The 16,511-nt window shown below is 70.5% G+C and carries 16 protein-coding genes; 9 read left to right on the top strand and 7 right to left on the bottom strand.

The window, feature by feature from the left end:
• The first annotated feature begins 161 nt into the window (after nt 1–161).
• The 3 genes from ACMYLB_RS22045 to ACMYLB_RS22035 all read left to right on the top strand — a co-directional run bounded on the left by ACMYLB_RS22045 (nt 162) and on the right by ACMYLB_RS22035 (nt 3,249).
• Nucleotides 162–632: a hypothetical protein gene (locus ACMYLB_RS22045; protein ID WP_415909087.1), complete on the top strand. Its 471-nt coding sequence runs from the start codon at nt 162–164 to the stop codon at nt 630–632.
• Between the two features lie 305 nt (nt 633–937).
• The gene (locus ACMYLB_RS22040; protein WP_415909086.1) at nt 938–1,882 is read left to right on the top strand and encodes a transposase; all 945 of its coding nucleotides are present in this window, start codon (nt 938–940) and stop codon (nt 1,880–1,882) included.
• A 59-nt stretch (nt 1,883–1,941) separates the two neighbouring features.
• Entirely contained in the window at nt 1,942–3,249 is a 1,308-nt protein-coding gene (locus ACMYLB_RS22035; RefSeq protein ID WP_415909085.1) for a BCD family MFS transporter, read from the top strand.
• Here the strand turns inward: ACMYLB_RS22035 and ACMYLB_RS22030 are convergent.
• A complete protein-coding gene (locus tag ACMYLB_RS22030; RefSeq protein ID WP_415909084.1) occupies nt 3,182–4,501 on the bottom strand; it encodes an APC family permease in 1,320 nt (439 codons plus the stop codon). The genes ACMYLB_RS22035 and ACMYLB_RS22030 overlap by 68 nt on opposite strands.
• 67 nt (nt 4,502–4,568) lie before the next feature.
• Nucleotides 4,569–4,838, bottom strand: a complete 270-nt coding sequence (locus ACMYLB_RS22025; protein ID WP_415909083.1) for an AAA family ATPase — start codon at nt 4,836–4,838, stop codon at nt 4,569–4,571.
• A 41-nt stretch (nt 4,839–4,879) separates the two neighbouring features.
• Between ACMYLB_RS22025 and ACMYLB_RS22020 the strand changes: the two genes are divergently transcribed.
• Complete coding sequence (locus ACMYLB_RS22020; RefSeq protein ID WP_415909082.1) at nt 4,880–5,368, top strand: hypothetical protein; 489 nt, start codon at nt 4,880–4,882, stop codon at nt 5,366–5,368.
• Nucleotides 5,369–5,503: 135 nt separating this feature from the next.
• Here ACMYLB_RS22020 and ACMYLB_RS22015 read toward each other — a convergent pair whose 3' ends face one another.
• From ACMYLB_RS22015 to ACMYLB_RS21995, 5 genes are all read right to left on the bottom strand, one after another.
• Complete coding sequence (locus ACMYLB_RS22015; protein ID WP_415909081.1) at nt 5,504–7,930, bottom strand: ATP-binding protein; 2,427 nt, start codon at nt 7,928–7,930, stop codon at nt 5,504–5,506.
• Nucleotides 7,931–8,028: 98 nt separating this feature from the next.
• The gene (locus ACMYLB_RS22010) at nt 8,029–8,709 is read right to left on the bottom strand and encodes a hypothetical protein (protein ID WP_415909080.1); all 681 of its coding nucleotides are present in this window, start codon (nt 8,707–8,709) and stop codon (nt 8,029–8,031) included.
• 71 nt (nt 8,710–8,780) lie between these two features.
• Nucleotides 8,781–8,927 carry a hypothetical protein gene (locus ACMYLB_RS22005; protein WP_415909079.1) on the bottom strand — a complete coding sequence of 49 codons (147 nt, stop codon included), beginning with the start codon at nt 8,925–8,927 and terminating at the stop codon, nt 8,781–8,783.
• The gene (locus tag ACMYLB_RS22000) at nt 8,924–9,340 is read right to left on the bottom strand and encodes a DUF4287 domain-containing protein (RefSeq protein WP_415909078.1); all 417 of its coding nucleotides are present in this window, start codon (nt 9,338–9,340) and stop codon (nt 8,924–8,926) included. Before ACMYLB_RS22000 ends, ACMYLB_RS22005 begins: the two co-directional genes overlap by 4 nt.
• Nucleotides 9,321–9,806: a PH domain-containing protein gene (locus tag ACMYLB_RS21995; RefSeq protein ID WP_415909077.1), complete on the bottom strand. Its 486-nt coding sequence runs from the start codon at nt 9,804–9,806 to the stop codon at nt 9,321–9,323. Before ACMYLB_RS21995 ends, ACMYLB_RS22000 begins: the two co-directional genes overlap by 20 nt.
• A gap of 343 nt (nt 9,807–10,149) precedes the next feature.
• Between ACMYLB_RS21995 and ACMYLB_RS21990 the strand changes: the two genes are divergently transcribed.
• The 5 genes from ACMYLB_RS21990 to ACMYLB_RS21970 all read left to right on the top strand — a co-directional run bounded on the left by ACMYLB_RS21990 (nt 10,150) and on the right by ACMYLB_RS21970 (nt 16,312).
• Nucleotides 10,150–11,163, top strand: a complete 1,014-nt coding sequence (locus ACMYLB_RS21990; RefSeq protein WP_415909076.1) for a hypothetical protein — start codon at nt 10,150–10,152, stop codon at nt 11,161–11,163.
• Between the two features lie 204 nt (nt 11,164–11,367).
• Nucleotides 11,368–12,540 carry a sensor histidine kinase gene (locus ACMYLB_RS21985; RefSeq protein WP_415909075.1) on the top strand — a complete coding sequence of 391 codons (1,173 nt, stop codon included), beginning with the start codon at nt 11,368–11,370 and terminating at the stop codon, nt 12,538–12,540.
• Nucleotides 12,541–12,551: 11 nt separating this feature from the next.
• Complete coding sequence (locus ACMYLB_RS21980; protein ID WP_415909074.1) at nt 12,552–13,073, top strand: LytR/AlgR family response regulator transcription factor; 522 nt, start codon at nt 12,552–12,554, stop codon at nt 13,071–13,073.
• A complete protein-coding gene (locus tag ACMYLB_RS21975; protein ID WP_415909073.1) occupies nt 13,040–13,348 on the top strand; it encodes a LytR/AlgR family response regulator transcription factor in 309 nt (102 codons plus the stop codon). Before ACMYLB_RS21980 ends, ACMYLB_RS21975 begins: the two co-directional genes overlap by 34 nt.
• Nucleotides 13,349–13,519: 171 nt before the next feature.
• Nucleotides 13,520–16,312, top strand: coding sequence for a TonB-dependent receptor domain-containing protein (locus ACMYLB_RS21970; protein ID WP_415909072.1), 2,793 nt, complete (start codon nt 13,520–13,522; stop codon nt 16,310–16,312).
• Nucleotides 16,313–16,511 lie beyond the last annotated feature (199 nt).

The following is a 16,511-nucleotide window of genomic DNA, read 5'->3' as shown; positions in this document are numbered from 1 at the left end:
TTCTGGTCCTATTTACCTCAGCCGCGATCTCTTGGGGCCGTGGCGCCGATGCTGGGCCGCAGGGCAACGATCATGTGATTCGCGCTGCGAGTTTCACAATCCAGTCAGCACCACCTGAGCTGAGAGAATTCATTGGGCGAATTCACCCGAGCTCACGGCAGATGATCGATCACACCTGCGGAGCGTTGATCGATGCTTGCATCGTCGGCGTTCCTGCTGCGCAAAAACGTGCGGTGGTCGCCGATCTCTATCGCCAAGCAAGGGCAGGTGTCAAACAAGCGGAGATGGTTCGTCGGTTTGAGGATGCGATTAGCAAGATGGAGTATACGCCCTCTAAGGACCGATTTGACGCACTTGCGGATATCGTTGCTGACATGAATGCCTCGATAACCCGTCAACTGAATGGCGGCATAAACGCGTATCGCCTAACGATCAAAGGGAAGGTGGAATTGCCCGATGCGAGATTTGGAGAATTCTTGCGAGGCTCAATGTCGACTGCGATTGACCGGCTCGCTCGTGCTGGAGCCTTGTTAGTTTATCGGGATGGAGAACTAGTCCTTACAAATGAACTTGAGAGCCTTGTCCCCGGTTGGGATTTGCCGGCTCCTAAGATGACTTGGGAGTGCCTGTAGAAAGTGCGCTAAGCCGACCCGAAGGGGGCATGGCGCAGAGGTCGCAGGCGGCAGCGGTCGTGTCGTCAGCGAAGCCGAGCCGAAGGGGTCATAGCCGAGCCGAAGGGGTCATGGCTTGGGCCGAGCGAAAGACGTCAGGTCTTGACTCTTGACAAGGTGTGCGGAGAGGGGCGCGGAGGAGAAAAGCGATGAAGCTAGCCGAGCCGAAGGGGTCATGGCTTGACTCTTGACAAGGAGAAGGAGCGCTCGCCTGCTGCGGCATGGCCCGGAAGCTGAGGTTGGAGTATGCGGGGGCGTGTTATCACGTGATCAACCGTGGCAACTACCGGAAGAATCTGTTCGCGGGCAAAGGGGCGGCGGAGTCGTTTGAAAGATGCCTGTTCGAGGCGGCGGAGCGTTTCGGCTGGCGGGTGCATGCCTATGTGATCATGCGGAACCACTTTCACCTGGCGGTGGAAACGCCGGAGCCGAATCTGAGTGACGGCATGCGTTGGCTCCAGGGCACCTGGGTCGCGCGCTTCAACCGGTTTAGCGGCGAGACCGGTCGGCCATTTCAAGGACGTTACAAGGCGCTGCACGTCGAACCGGGGCACGCGCTCGCGCAGGTGGCGCACTACATCCACCTGAATCCGGTGCGCGCGAAGATCGTGCGCGCGGACGACCTGGCCTGTCACCGTTGGAGCAGTCTGCACCATTTCCCGCAACGCGAGCGGCCGCCTTGCCTGGCGGCGGAGACGGTCCTGGCGGAAAGCGGGCGATTGCCGGACACGGCGGCGGGATGGAGACGCTACCGCGCCTATCTTGCTCATTTGGCCGAGGAGGACCTGAAATGGCGGGAAAAGCGCTTCGGCCGCCTCAGTCGTGGCTGGGCGATCGGATCGCCCGGATTCCGCCACGGGTTGAGGAAGGAACTGGAGGGGATCGGCGCCGGACCGACGCGCTTTGAGCTGCTCGGGGTGGATCGTGCGGCGCTGCACGAGGCGCGGGCGGAGTTCTGGGAGGAGAAGCTGCGGCGGGCGGCGGGCGCGTTGGGCATCCCGCTGGGGAAGCTGCCGACGAAATACTCCGATCCCGGCAAGGTTGCGCTCGCGGCGCTGATGAAACAGACGACCTCAGTCAGCAACGGCTGGCTCGCGGAGCGATTGCAGATGGGCCGGCCTGCCAGCGTCAGCCAATTTGTTCGCCGGTTTTGTCTTTCCGGGGGCACAAGTCGCCACGAGTTCCAGCGGGCGCGGGCAGCCCGGCGCTGACCCGCGGTCCGGTCGCAGGATCATCCCATGCACCCAGAAATGAACGCGCCTCCGACAACGTGAGTGCCGCGGCGCGCATCGCGAACCACGTCCGCCTCGGGGCGTTCCCGATCGCCTACGGGCTCAGCGGCGTGCTGATCGGCGGGACGCTGAACCGCGTGATGATCGCGGAGCTCCGGCTCCCCGCGACGCTGGTGGCGCTGCTGTTCGCGCTGCCGCTGCTGGTCTCGCCGCTGCGGCTCTGGCTCGGCTACCGCTCGGACGGCTTCCCGATCCTCGGCCGGCGGCGCGAGCCGTATCTGCTCCTCGGCGCGCTGCTGATCGGCGCCGGCGTGGCGGCGATCGCGAACTGGACCGTGCGCACGGCGGCGACGCCGGCGACGTTCGTGCCCGGCGCGGTGCTGGCGTTCCTCCTCTACGGCGTCGGGCGCAACCTCGCGCACAACACGTATCAGGCGCTGCTGGCGGAGAAGTTCACCGGCACGGTCCGGGCCCGGGCGGTGACGCTCTACGAGGTCGTGACGCTGCTCGGCTCGGTCATCGGCGCGGGCGCGCTGGGCCGGGCGCTGGAACACTACGACCCCGCGCGGCTCGTCGCGGTGGCGAACGTCGTCGGCCTCGTCGTGGTCGCGCTCGCCGTCCTGGCCGTGCCCGGCCAGGAGGCGCGGGCGGGCGGCGCGACCCACGCCGAGACCGCGCGCGGCAAGCCGTTCGGCGAGGTCGTGCGCGACTATGTCTTTGCCGATCCGCAGGTGCGGCGGCTCTTCGTGGTCGTGATCTGCGCCTTCATCGGCACGCTCGCGCAGGACGTGCTGCTCGAGCCCTACGGCGCGCTCGTGCTCGGACTGAGCGTGGGGGCGACGACGCGCCTGACGATGTTCTGGGGACTGGGCGTGCTGGCGGCGATGCTGCTCTCGGGCCTGTGGCTGCTGCGCGTGCTCGGGGCCCTGCGGCTGATGCGCATCGGGCTCGGCGTGAGCATCGCGGTGTTCAGCGCCGTGGCGGCGGTGGGGCTCGCGGGGGCGCCGGAGGCCTTCCGCTGGCTGGTGCTCGTGATGGGCTTCGGCACCGGCCTGGCCGGCGCGGGCCTGCTCGGCAGCGTGGTGGAGTTCACGACGCCGGTGCGCGCCGGGCTGCTCATGGGCGTGTGGGGCGTGGCGAACATGCTCGGCCACGCCGCCGGCAGCCTGCTGGGCGGCGTGGTGGTCGACACCATGCGGCTCGCCACGGGCAGCGCGCTGGCGGCCTACTCGGCGCTGTTCGCCTTCGAGGTCGCGATGCTGGCCCTCGCGCTCGGACTCACCCTGCGCCTACAACCGGCGGCGACGCGGGCGAGCGGCGAGGCCGCCGCGCCAGCAGCCAGTTGACGGCGGCGATCGCGGCCACGACGGCGATGGCCCAGACGTGGCCGAGCTCCATGCCGCCGGCCATGACGACGCAGAGCAGCAGGCCGAGGCCGGCAATGAGATTGCCCGCGGGCAGCCGCAGCGCCGGGGCGTCGGGACGCAGGCGGCGGAGTTTCATCAGCGCGGCGCAGGACAGGCCGTAGGTCAGCAGCCGCGCGGCGCCGGAGAGGCCGACGTTCCAGACGAAGTTGCCGTAGAGCGCCAGCGCGAACGTCAGTGCGCCCCAGGCGAGGATGGAAAAATGCGGCGTGCGGAACCGCGCGTGCACCGCGCCGAAGGCGGCGGGGAAATCCCCGCGCTGCGCCAGCGCGAAGGTCAGGCGCGGCACGCCGATGAGCTGGGCGCTGAGGTAGCCGGAGGTCGAAACCATCGCGCCGACGGCGATGAGCGAGGCGCCGAGCGGGCCGACGAGCGAGCGCGCGGCGTCGGCGAGCGGCCGCGCGCTGTCGGGCAGGTGGGGCACGGTGCGCATCGCGACGAGCTGCAGCAGCACGTAGATGGCGGTGATGACGGCGAGGCCGGTGAAGAGCGCGAAGGGCAGGTCGCGCCGCGTGTCCTTGCACTCCCCGGCCGGGATCAGCGCCATGTCGAAGCCGCCGTAGGTGAAGAGCAGGATGATGAACGCGCTCATCCATTTGGTTTCCGCGAGCGGCGGCAGCGGCGCGGGTGCGGGGACGATGCGCGAGAAGGCGAAGCCGACGAGGATGAGCAGCGCGAGCGGCAGGAGCTTGGCGGCGGTGAACAGGTTCGAGAGCCGCGCGGCGCCGGTGACGCCGAGGTAGTTGATGAACGTGAGCGTGCCGATCAATCCGGCGAGGAGCAGCGCGCGCGGCAGCGGCGCGGTGGCCCCGGGCCAGAATTCGCCAAGGTAGATGACGAAGAGATTGGCGTTGGCCGCGGCCGCGGTCAGCCGCACCAGCCAGGTGAACCAGCCCATCTCGACGCCCCAGAACCGGCCGAACGCCTCGCGCGCGTAGAGGTAGGGGCCGCCGGGCTCGGTGAACTGCGAGCTGAGCTCGGCGAACACCGCGATGAACACCAGCATCGCCGCGGCGGCGAGCAGGTAGGCGACCGGGGCGGCGGAGCCGACGAGTCGCACGATGTCGTCGGGCAGGCCGAAGATGGCCGAGCCGATCACGCCGTTGACGACCAGCGCCGTCATGGTCCAGCGCCCGAGGGCGCGGACGAGCGGGGGCGACGCGGGGTTCGTCATGCGCCGCGACGTTGGGCGGCGGGTGCGCGCGAGTCAACGGGCGCGGCGCCGCGGCGGGGGCGTAGTTCTACGCCGTGACGACCGGGGCGGCGGCGACGGGCTCGCGCACCCGCTGGCGCAGGGCGGCGATGACCACCTCGGCCGCGGCGCGGGCGGAGAGGCGGTCGGTGTTGAGCACGAGGTCGTAGGCGTGCGGGTCGTCGAGGTCGGCGTCGAAATTCTGCCGCACGAAGCGCCGGCGCGCCTCGTCGGCCTTGTCGACCTGCGCCGCCGCGACGGCGCGGCTGCAGTGCTGCGCCGCGGCCGTGCGGGCGATGCGGACGTCGCGCGACGCCACCAGGCGGACGTGCAGGCCGCCGGGCAGGGGCGGGTGATGAGATGCGCGGCGCGGCCGGCGAGGATGACGTGGCCGACGTGCGCGAGCTGGAGGACGGCCTCGGAGACCTTCTGCTCCAGTTGCCAGAGCGAGGGGTGCAGGCCGACGAGTTCGCCGATCGTGGCGCGGATTTCCGAGACGCGGTCCTCCGGCAGATACTCGGCGAGGGTGGCGGGCAGGCGGTGGTGCTTGAGGGCCTGGTCGAGGAGGTCGCGGTCGAGCAGCACCCAGCGGGCGTCGTCGCCCTGGAATTCGCGGTCGAGGAGCGGGATCAGCTCCAGGCCCAGCGTGGTGGCGCCGGCGCCGGTCTCGCGGGAGAGGGTGACGAACGGGTGGATTTCGGCGTGCGAGGCGGGGCTCGCGGGGGCGCGGGGCGTGCGGAGCCGCGCATGCAGGACGGACAGGCCGTGCTCGAGGTAGGTATGCGGGGTCATGGCGCGAGTCGTTGGCAGCGGTTGACGGGCGCGGCGGACGGCGTGCTCCGCCGCTGAGCGTAGTTTACGCCGGAACGGGAAACCGGCGAGTGCGGGGTGCCGGCAGGGCGGCCGATCCGTGCGAAATTACGAAACGTAATCGCGGCCGAAACGGGGCAACGGGTGCGCGATGGGTCGCCGGCGCGGCGGGGCTCAGGGCGCGGGGGCGCGCTCGGCCGGGGCCCTGGCCTCGGCGAGGGCCTCTTGGAGCGTCTCGAGGGTGAAGGGCTTGGCGAGGGCGCTGCGGAAGCCGTAGCGGCGGTGGTCGCGCAGCACGGGATTGTCGGCGTAGCCGCTGATGACCACGGCGGCGACGGCGGGATCGATTTCCTGCAGGGAGGGAAGGGCGTCGAGTCCGCCCATCGCGCCGCGGACCGTGAGGTCGAGGATCACCAGGTCGAAGGGGTCCGACGTCGCGCGGGCGCGGCGGAAGGCCTCGATGGCGGCCTGGCCGTCCTCCGTCTCCGTGACGCGATAGCCCAGCTGCTGCAGGCCGGCGGCCAGGCCGAGCCGCACGCCGGGATCGTCGTCCATCACGAGGATCCGGCCACGGTTGTTCGCGGTGGCGGCGGTGCCGGGGCCGCTTGCATCGGTGGCGTCGGCCGGGGCGGCGGCGAGGGCGGGCAGGTAGACGTGGAAGGTGGTGCCCTGACCCGGCGTCGATTCGACGGTGATGGTGCCGCGATGGCGCGTCACCACCGACATGCAGATGGTGAGGCCGAGGCCCATGCCCTTTTGTTCGCCGCGCTGCTTGGTGGAGAAGTAGGGGTCGAAGATGCGGAGCAGGATATCCGGCGGGATGCCGGCGCCGGTGTCGGCGACGGAGAGGCACACGTAGTGGCCCGCGGGCAGGCCGCGCACGGCGTTGGCCTCGAGGGTGAGATTGCGGGCGCGGAGCGTGAGCGTGCCGGCGGCGGTCATGGCTTCGCGGGCGTTGAGCACGAGGTTGCGAATGACCTGGCCGATCTGGCTGGCGTCGACCTCAGCGCGCCAGAGGTCGGGCGGCAGGTCGAAGCGCGCGGCGAGGGTGGAGCCGCTCAGGGCCAGTTGCGTGGACTCCTGCAGGATCTCGGGGAGCGAGGCCAGGCGCCGGACCGGCGCGCCGCCGCGGGCGAAGGTGATGAGCTGCTGCGTGAGCTGGTGGGCGGCGGTGGCGGCCTTCTTGATGTCGTGGAGATGCTTGGTGGCCGGCGTGCCGTTGCTGCCGGACCAGAGCGCCATGTCCACGTTGAGGAACACGGTCGTGAGCAGGTTGTTGAAATCATGGGCGATGCCGCCGGCGAGGATGCCGGTCGACTCGAGCTTGCCGAGGACGAGGCGGTCCTCCTCGGCCTGCCGGTGCAGCGTGAGGTCCGAGCAGGTGCCGATCATGCGGGTGGCGCGGCCCTGGGCGTCGCGGTCGACGACCATGCCGCGGTTCAGGACCCACTTCCAGGAGTCGTTCCGGCAGCGCATGCGGTGTTCGACGAGGAAGGGCTGGTCGGACTGGCGCTGGTGCGTCTCGAGGGCGGCCTGGAACCGGGGGAGGTCGTCGGGGTGGACGAGCCGCGTCGCGGCCTCGGGCGTCGCACCCACCTCGTCGTCGGCGTAGCCGAACATCCGTTTCCAGACCGACGAGTAGAAGGCGCGGCCCTGGCCCAGGTCCCAGTCCCAGACGGCGGCGCCGGAGCCGTCGAGCGCGAAGCGCCAGCGCTGCTCGCTCACGTGCAGGGCCTGGGTGTGCTCCCGCAGCCGGCGGAGCAGGTAGCGTTGCCAGAGGATGAAGGCCGTGATCGCCGCCAGGGCCAGGCCCAGCGGGATCAGGTAGGGCTTGAGGTCGGCGAAATGGATCTGGCGGGGCTCGATGGGGCCGATCCACTTCGCGTAGAGCCGGTCGAACTCGCCGTTGCGCATGAGCTGGGCGAGCGCCTCGTTGAGCACGGCGAGGGTCTGCGGGTCGTCCTTCCGGGTGGCAAAATGGAAGGCATAGAACATGTCCTCCACGAAGTGCCGCGTGAGCCCGTGGGACGTGCCGCCGGCGGGATAGAGCTGGTTGGAAAAAAGCGTGGCGTCGCACTCGCCGCGTTCGGTGGCGGCAAAGGCGTCTTGCCACGAGGGGTAGGAGACGATCCGGGCGCCGAGGTTGGTTTGCTGGAGGAGGCGGACGTTGGCGGCGGTGCCGGCGACGGTGGCGATGGTCTTGCCGGCGAAGTCCGCGGTGCGCAGCAGCGGGGGCCGGTCCGGGCGCGTGTAGACCACGGCGTGCATGCGGGCGTGGCCGATGGAGAGGCCGAGCTCGACGCGGTTGGTGGGGGTGTCGGCGATGTTGCCCAGCGCGTCGAGGCGGTGGGCGTCGAGTTCCGGGAAATGGTTCCGCCAGAAGTCCGGCACCGGCTGCATCTCCACGCCGCTGACGCGCGACATCTCCTGCAGGAGATCGATCATGAAGCCGGCGGGCTGTCCCTGCTCGTCGAGGTAGGCGAGCGGCGGGTTGTTTTTCTCCACGCCGATGCGGAGCGGGGGAGCGGCGGCAAGGAGGATCGGGCCGCCGCTCGAGCCGAGCAGGGCGGCGGCAATCAGGACACGCAGGGAGAGGTTCAAGCGAGGCGGAGGAGCGAGAAGTGAACGCCCCGATTCATGCACGACGGGCTGCCGGTTGTCAGGGCCCAATTGTCCGGGCGTCGCGACCGGCTCCCGGCTCAGGAGCCGCGCGGCGGCGAATGGAGCGGGCCGGGGAAGGGCACGCCCCACAGCGTGGCCGGGCCGGCGGGCCGCGGCGGTGCGCCGGGCGCGAGGTGCTTGAAGACGTCGGCGAAGCGGAGCGAGCACTGCAGGCGGCGCTGGCGGGCGTCGATCTTCGGGTTCAGCTGGATGACGGCGGTGGTGAACGGCGGGGCGCTTTTCATCCGCAGCGCGAGCCGGCGCACCTCCTCGATCGGCCGGCCCGGGTCCTTGATGAGCTCGTCGAGCCGGAGCAGGTCGGCGTAGGTGACGTCGCCCCAGAGCGCGCGCCATTGCTCGGGGGTGATGAGCGGGGCGAGGATGGTGACGAAGCGCTTCTCGTCGCCGACCTGCTCCCAGAAGCCGAGCACGAGCACGAAGGGCTCGCCGATTTCGTATTGGCGCAGGGCGTCGCCGAGGTCGACCGGGCCGCCGAACTTTGCCGCCTTGGGGTTCACGGGCACGCCGCCGTGGTCGCGGTTGACCTCGGCGGGGATGTCCCAGCGCTGCGTGTAGCTGGCGGGCTGGTAGCCGCCGAAGAACGTGTCGCGCACCCAGCGCTCGAAGGCCAGGCCGTGCTGCTGCACCTCCTGCGCGAATCCGGCCGCCGCCAGCGCCGCGGCGGCGAGGATGAAGGCAAGGCGGCGAGGGAGACACATGCCGACACTGCGCCGCGGTTGCGGCGATCGGGCAAGCGGGAAAACCCCGGCGGCGGGCGGAGCGGGGCGCCTCACGCCTTCGGCTCGAGAAACGCGCCGAGCGCGTCGAGCTGCTGCGTCCAGAACGTCTTCATCCGCTCGGCGGTGGCGGCGTCGGGGAGCTTGCCGTGCTGCGGCACCACCTGGCACTTGAGCGGCCCCTTGGGCCAGAAGTTCACCGAGAGCGTCGTGTCGTCGGGCCAGAGGATGCGGATGGATTTGTGCGGCGTGGCCTTGCGGACCGAGAGGGCGTGCGCGGCAGCCAGCGCTCGCGGATGGCGGCGTCCTTCCACGCCTCGAAGGCGACGGCGACGGGCGCGGCGATGGTCTTGCTCACGCTGATCTCGAAGCCGTCGGTCTTCTGGTTCTTCACGCGGCGGCCGGTGATCTGCTCGTAGCCGACGGTCACCATCTGGCTCCACCAGTCGTTCACCCGGTGTTTTTTCTGGAGCCACTGGGCGATCTCGGCGTGCGGCCAGGATTTCGCACCCGCCCCGTCGAGCACCTCGAACCAGTCCGCCCAGGAGCGACCCGTGGCCTTCTCCACCGCGGGGGTGGTGATGCCGGCGATCTTAGCGGGCAGCTTTTTCATGGGGCAGGGGTAGGTGCTTCGCCAAACCGGCTCCGGTCCGCACGAGGTGCGGGCAGCGCTCGGCGAGCTCCGATATGAACACTTCCCGGTCGTCTGGCGAGACGAGGATGAAGCCATCTGCAAAATCCAGCCGCACGCGCCGGAGCGACCAGGCCGGCGCGGCGAGGGGATTGCGCGAGGGCGCGACCGCGCGCAGGGAGGCATATGGCACGTCCCACTCCAGCCAGCCGCTCTGGATGTGCAGCCGGTCCGCGCGCAGCGTGTAGCGCAGCGGCCAGCTCAGCGCGCCGCCGACCGCCAGCATCGTCACGCCCCAGCAGCCGAGCAGCAGCACGCCGTGCGTCTGCCCGTGACTGGCGAGCCAGATCGCCGCCGCGATCGGCAGCGCCGTGGCGCCGGCGACGACCGCCACCAGCCAGGCATCCACGCGCGAACGAAAGGTCTTTTCCGGCGGCATGGCGGCCATGCTGTGAAAACTCCGAAAATTGTCACGTCCGCGGGGAATTTTGTGTTTCTCCGCCGGGCAAAATCGTTAACCAGACGACATGAGTGACGAGAACGCCCCGAAGCTCCGCCTGAAGCCGCGCTTGTCGGGCGAAACCCCGGCGGCGTCCACTCCCGCGGCCGCGCCCGCCGCCCCCGCGACACCCCCGCCGCCGAGCGAACCGGTCGCTCCGCCGGCGCCCGCGGCCGAAAGCGTTCCGCCGGCCGCCGCGCCGGTGCGTCTGCGGCCGAGGCTTTCCAGTGCGACTGCGGCGGCGACGCCGAGCGCGTCCCCGGCGCCCACCGAGCCCGCCGTCCCCATTCCCGTGGCCGCTCCCGTCGAGCCGCCGGCGCCGCCGGTCCAGGCTGCGCCTGAGGTGCCGGTCGCTCCGCCCGCCGCGTCCGTGCCGCCGCCATCAGCGCCGGCGCCCGAAGCGGCGGCCGCGCCGCGCCCGAAGATCGCGCTGAAGCCGCGCGAGCCGGCGGCTGCGCCCGCCGCCCCCGCGGAGCCGTCCACGCCGGCGCCCGCGGAACCGCCGCCTCCGGCGGAAGACCTGCCGCCCGCGCCGCCGATCGCCGCAGTTCCGGCGGAGACGCCCGCTCCGCCTGCCGCTCCCGCCGCGGACGCCCCGCCGCCGGTCGCGGCGTTTCCGCCGCCCCCGGGCGTCGCGAAATTCCCGCCGCCGCCCGGCCTGAAAAAGCCCGGCTCCGAGGCGCCGCCGAGCGAGACGGAGGCCAAGCAGCTCAAGGCCGCGGCGACCGCGGCGAATCCGCGCCGGAAACTTTTCCTCCTCGCCGGCATCGGCGGCGGCGTGCTCGCGCTCGGCGCCGCGGCGTTCTTCTACCTCACGCGGGAAGAGCCGCCTCCGCCGCCCAAGCCGCGCCCGGTGGCATCGCAGCCGAAGGCCGCGCCGCCGGCCGGCGCGCAAAATCTCGCGCCGACCCAGCCATCCGCGCCGACCACGGCGCTTGGCCAGGCGGTCGCGAAGGCCAAGGGCACCGCCGCCACCGTCGCGAACGGCCAGACCGCCGCGACGAACGAGGTGCTCGACGCCGACGCGAAGCCCGCCGCCGCGCTCCCGGCGACGGCCGCGCCCGCCGTGGCCCAGCCCGCCCCGCCGCCGCCGGCCGGCGTCGCCTTCAAGGCCTGGGTGCAGAACCTGCGGATCAGCGGCGTGCGCGGCGGTGCGAACCCGCGCGTGTTCATCGACCGCACGGCCTACGCGCCGGGCGACCTCGTGAATCCGCAGCTCGGCATCTATTTCGAAACCTACAACGCCGAGACGCGCATGCTCGTGTTCAAGGACAAGACCGGCGCGACGGTCGAGCGGCGCAACTGAGCGCGTCCCGGCGCCACGCCGGGATCCGCGCGAGGCCGACGCCGCGGGCTTTTCCGTGTCACGGCGGGAAAATCGACGAACGGCTACCGGGTTGAGACGAGTGCACCGCGGCCGGCGGCGGAATCGGTCCGGCGTGCGTTCGCCGTCGTCGGCGCCGCCGCGGCGGGGCTTGCATTTTTCACTGGGCGGGAGCACGCAGGGGCCGTGACCTCCCGTCCCCCCATCCGCTGGCCGCTGCTCTTCGCGATCTGGACGGGATTGGGCATCGTGCTCATGGCGCAGACCTTCGCCACGGTGCCGATCGAAGTCCCGCGCGGCGGCGACCGGACGATGGTCGTGGTGTGGCTCGGCTACCTCCAGATGATGCGCGCCTGGCTGTGGGGACTGCTCACGCCGCTGATCTTCGAGCTGCGCCGGCGCATCCCGTTCCACGGCGGGTGGATTCCGCTCGGGCTCTTTCTCCACTTCGCCTTCTGCGCCGTGCTGCTCGAGTGGGTGATGGTCATGCGCATCTGGATCTGGGCCGCGCTGGCGTTCAAGTCCGGCTGGTCGATGCCGTTCGTCAGCTTCCAGGAGATCACGGCGCAGTTCAGCGCGCGCCAGCTGCTCGACGTGCTCGCCTACCTCGGCACGCTGGGCGGCGGCTACATCGTCGACCTGCTCCACGAGCGCCAGCTCGCGCTCGTCCGCGAGAACGAGCTGCGCCTCCGGCTCAGCGCCACCGAGCTCCAGCAGGAGCAGCTGCGCTCGGAGCTCGTGCAAGCGGAGATGAAGGCGCTGAAGCAGCAGCTGCACCCGCACTTCCTCTTCAACGCCCTCAACGCCGTCGCCGGCCTCGTGCGCCTGGGCGAGAACGCGCAGGCGGTGGAGGCGCTCTCGCGCGTCAGCGCGCTGCTGCGCGCGCTCATCGGCAGCACCGGCCGGCCGGTCGTCACGCTCGAGGAGGAGCTGGCGTATTGCCGCACCTACCTCGAGATCGAGAAGATGCGCTTCGACGCGCGGCTGAGCTTCGCCATCGACGCCACGCCCGAGTCGCTCGTGGCCGAGGTGCCGACCCTGCTGCTCCAGCCGATGGTGGAGAACGCGATCAAGCACGGCATCGCCCGCCGCCGCACGCCGGGCTGGGTGCGCATCCGCACCTGGGTGGAGGGCGAGCGCCTGCACCTCGAGGTGGTCAACGATCCCGCGGAGATGCCGCGCGGCGAGGCCGCGCCGCCGAGCCACGGCGTCGGGCTCGCGACGACTCGGCAGCGCATGGCGCGCGCCTTCGGCGCGGAGTTCACCCTCGACTGCCAGGTGAACACGCCCGCCGGCACCGTCGTGCGCCTCGCGGTGCCATTCAAGGTCGCGGAATCCGCCGTGCCGGTGCGCGCCTGAGGACTTACCCCATGCAAAAGATCAAGACGCTCGTGGTCGACGACGAGAAGATCGCCCGCCGCATGGTGCGCGAGCTCCTCGGCGCCGACCCGGAAATCCAGGTCGTCGGCGAGGCCGGCGACGGCGAGGCCGCCCTCGAGGCGATGCGGACGCAGCGGCCCGAACTCGTCCTGCTCGACATCCACATGCCGATCCTGACCGGCCTCGAGGCGCTGCTGCGCCTCAAGCCCTCCGAGCGGCCCGAAGTCGTGTTCATCACCGCGTTCGACGAGCACGCGATCAAGGCCTTCGAGCTGCACGCCGTCGACTACGTGGTGAAGCCGTTTTCCGACGACCGGTTCCACCATGCGGTCGAGCGCGCCAAGCGCCGCCTGCGCGGCGACCTGCTCGAGTCGGCCGAGCGCGCCGTCACCAGCCTGCTCGCGCACTTCGCCCGGCAGGCCGAGGCTGCCGCCCCGCCCCGCCGCCCGCGGCGGCGCCGGGCAAGGACGCGCCGTTCGTGCTCAAGGTCGACGGCGAGCACCATTTCGTGAACCAGGCCGACATCCGCTGGATCGAGGCGCAGGGCGACTACATCCGCGTGCACACGACGCAGCGGAACCTGCTCACGCGCATGACGCTCACCCACGCGCTCGAGCAGCTCAGCGCCGCGCGTTTCGTGCGCATCCACAAGTCCTGCGTCGTCAACACCGCCTTCGTGCGCTGCCTGAAGCCGACCACGGCGTGGGGCCGCCCGCTCGAGCTCGACGACGGTACGACGCTGAACATCAGCCGCAGCTACCGCGGCGCCGTCGAGCAGCTGCTCTGAGGCGCCGCCGCGCATTGGCGGGCGATTTTGCGCCGTTCACCGCGGCGCGCTAGCTGCGCGCCGCTGGCCTTTGCGACGAAGCGTGGATCGCCGCTGCATCGCGGCGTCGCCCGGGGTGAACCTCCCGGCGATGCCGCGGGCGCCAACGCCGCGGCTACCCTCACGCCAACCATGAACCAAACACATCCGCAGAAGCGGAAGCTCCGGCGCGCCCTCGCGCTCGCGTTGCTTCCTTCGCTGGCCGTCGGCAGCTACGCCCAGCAACCCTCCCCCTCGGCCTCGGCCGAGGGCGACACGGTGAAGATGGAGAAATTCGTCGTCACCGGCTCCTACATCCCGGTCGCCGCGGGCGAGCCAGCCAACCCCGTCACCACGATCTCCGCGGCCTCGATCGCCGACAGCGGCGTCAGCAGCAGCCTGCTCGAGGTGCTGCGCAAGACGATGCCGCAGTTCACCGGTGGCCTCAACCTCGGCTCCTCCAACGCCGACATCAGCTCCGGCTCCACCGGCGGCGGCTCGTCGGTTGCGCTGCGCAACACGCAGACCCTCGTCCTGATCAACGGCCGTCGCGCCGCCTACGCGCCCATCCTCGCTTCCGGCGGCCTGCAGTTCGTCGACCTCAACCTCATCCCCATCGCCGCGGTCGAGCGCGTCGAGGTGCTGCACGACGGCGCCTCCGCCCTCTACGGCACCGACGCCGTCGCCGGCGTGGTGAACATCATCCTGAAAAAGGACTTCAACGGCTTCGAGGCCAACGCCCGCTACGCCTTCTCCGACGAGAAGGGCCACTACTCCGAGCGCAAGTTCTCGCTCGTCGGCGGCGCCAGCACCGGCAAGACCACCGTCACCATTGGCGGCGAGTGGGCCAAGACCGACCCGCTCTTCCAATACGAGCGCCGCTACTCCGCCGAGAGCTACGGCACGCCGACCTTCGCCGGCGTCATCACCGACGACAGCACCGGCCAGTTCTACGTGCTGAAGCCCGGCCTCAACGCCCCGCCGCTCAACCAGAACCTCACGCTCGCGCAGCTCGTCGCCAACGGCACCTACATCCCCGTCGACGGCAGCAACCTCGCCAGCGGCCTCGGCACGGAGAAGCAATACGCGTTCAACCTCGCCAACTACGTCACGCTCCTCCTCGGCAACGAGCGCTCGTCCGCCCTGGTGAACTTCGAGCACCGCTTCACCGATTCGGTCACGCTCTTCGGCGACTTCCTCTACACCCAGACGAACACCTACAGCCAGCTGAACGCCCAGCCGCTCAGCTCCAGCCGCTCCGCCGCGGACCCGACCAACCCGTCCGACGTCGCCCTGCGCGCGCGCAACCGCTTCACCGCCTACCCGCGCCAGTATTTCTACGACTCCACGTCCATGCGCGGCGTCGTCGGCCTGCGCGGCAGTCTCAGCAACGGCTACACCTGGGAGATCGCGGCGGACAAGAACCGCATCGACCAGAGCTACCGCAACCAGAACGTCGTCAACACCGCCGCCCGCCTTGCCGCCGTCGCCGCGGGCACGATCAACATGTTCGCCCGCGAGCAGGCCCCGGGCGCGATCGAGTCGTCCGGCATGTTCGGCACCGCCTTCGGCTTCGCCACCAGCACGATCGAGAACTACGACGGCCGCCTCACCGGCAAGCTGATGGACCTCCCCGCCGGCGAGCTCGGCTTCGCCGTCGGCGCCGAGCACCGCGTCGAGTCGCTGGTGCAGAACTCCGACGTCTACTCGCAGTCCGCCACCTTCGGCTGGGACTCCGCCACCACGCTCGATCCGCTCAACACCAGCCGCTCGGTCAACTCGGCCTTCGTCGACGTCCGCGTGCCGATCTTCGGCGGCAACTACACCGCGCCGGGCTTCCACCTGCTCGAGCTCGAGGGCGCGCTCCGCACCGAGAAATACAGCGACACCGACGACCCGACCGTCCCGAAGGTCACGCTGCGCTGGCTCCCCTTCAGCGACGAGTTCGCGCTCCGCGGCACCTACTCGGAGTCCTTCGCCGCCCCGACGCTCTTCCAGATGTTCGGGCCCACCGGCAGCGGCTCCACGCCCTCGCTCGCCCTCGACCGCTTCGGCGGCGGCGCGCCGATCACCGGCCAGGCCAACCAGCAGAACCCGGCCAACCCGAACCTCAAGCCCACCACCTCGCACAACTACACCCTCGGCCTCGTCTATTCGCCGCGCGCGGTGAAGGGCTTCTCCATGAGCGTCGACTACTTCAGCATCGACCAGAAGGACCTCGTCGGCCTCTACGGCGCCACGCTCATCCTCCAGGACGTCGAGCTCAACGGCACCGCCTCGCGCTTCGCCAACCGCGTGCGCTTCGGCCCGGCGGACGACTTCTCGCAGTTCACCAACGGCGCCCCCGTCACCGCCGCCGGCCAGATCGGCAACCGCCCGATCGACACCGTCTACGTGCGCGACCCGTATGAGAACATCAGCACGGTCAAGCTCTCCGGCCTCGACCTGAAGTTCGACTACACCTGGAAGATGGACACTCTCGGCCAGCTCGGCCTCACGCTCGCCGCGAGCTACTTCGACAAATACGAGTTCGAAGCCTATCCCGGCGGCGGCTTCAGCGAGACCGCCGGCTACGCCTCCACCTTCAACGGCACCATCCCGAAGTGGCAGACGATCCTCTCCGGCAACTGGAGCCGCGGCCAGTGGGGCGCCACGTTCTCGTGGCAGCACATCCCGTCGGTCGACGACCAGAACGCCTACGACGAGACCGATCCCGGCGCCGACACCTACGTCGAGCCGTTCGACTCCATCGACCTCGGCGTGAGCTACACCTTCGGCCGCGAGGCGCGCTGGTTCAACGGCCTCTCGCTGCGCGTCGGCGCGAACAACGTATTCGATACGCAGCCGTCCGTCGCCAAGGGCACCTTCGGCAACGGCAACGCCGACATCGCCACCTACGGCGCCGTCGGCCGCCTGATCTTCGTCGAGGCGCGCTACAAGTTCTGAGCGACCGCGCGCCGCGCGCGCTTCGCTTCCGCTCTCCCGGCGGCCGGAAATCCCGGCCGCCTTTTCTTGGTCCCGTTCGTCCCGCGCCACCGGTCGAGCGGCGCTCGCCGCTGGTCGCTCGGCGCCGCGGCCTAGACGCATGTCGCGCGTCCGTTGCCGCTCCGGGGATTTATGACGTGCTGCCGGCACTCTGGCGCGC

This window comes from Oleiharenicola sp. Vm1 (assembly GCF_047777955.1).
GTDB lineage: Bacteria > Verrucomicrobiota > Verrucomicrobiia > Opitutales > Opitutaceae > Didemnitutus.
This window is presented reverse-complemented; position numbering and strand designations above follow the sequence as displayed.

Bases quoted from the DNA above. Each gene is read 5' to 3' on its own strand.
- ACMYLB_RS22045 (WP_415909087.1), top strand. From the start codon at position 162: ATGATCGATCACACCTGCGGAGCGTTGATCGATGCTTGCATCGTCGGC.
- ACMYLB_RS22030 (WP_415909084.1), bottom strand. From the start codon at position 4,501: ATGACGAACCCCGCGTCGCCCCCGCTCGTCCGCGCCCTCGGGCGCTGG.
- ACMYLB_RS22020 (WP_415909082.1), top strand. From the start codon at position 4,880: ATGCGCGGCGCGGCCGGCGAGGATGACGTGGCCGACGTGCGCGAGCTG.
- ACMYLB_RS22010 (WP_415909080.1), bottom strand. From the start codon at position 8,709: ATGTGTCTCCCTCGCCGCCTTGCCTTCATCCTCGCCGCCGCGGCGCTG.
- ACMYLB_RS22000 (WP_415909078.1), bottom strand. From the start codon at position 9,340: ATGAAAAAGCTGCCCGCTAAGATCGCCGGCATCACCACCCCCGCGGTG.
- ACMYLB_RS21995 (WP_415909077.1), bottom strand. From the start codon at position 9,806: ATGGCCGCCATGCCGCCGGAAAAGACCTTTCGTTCGCGCGTGGATGCC.
- ACMYLB_RS21980 (WP_415909074.1), top strand. From the start codon at position 12,552: ATGCAAAAGATCAAGACGCTCGTGGTCGACGACGAGAAGATCGCCCGC.
- ACMYLB_RS21970 (WP_415909072.1), top strand. From the start codon at position 13,520: ATGAACCAAACACATCCGCAGAAGCGGAAGCTCCGGCGCGCCCTCGCG.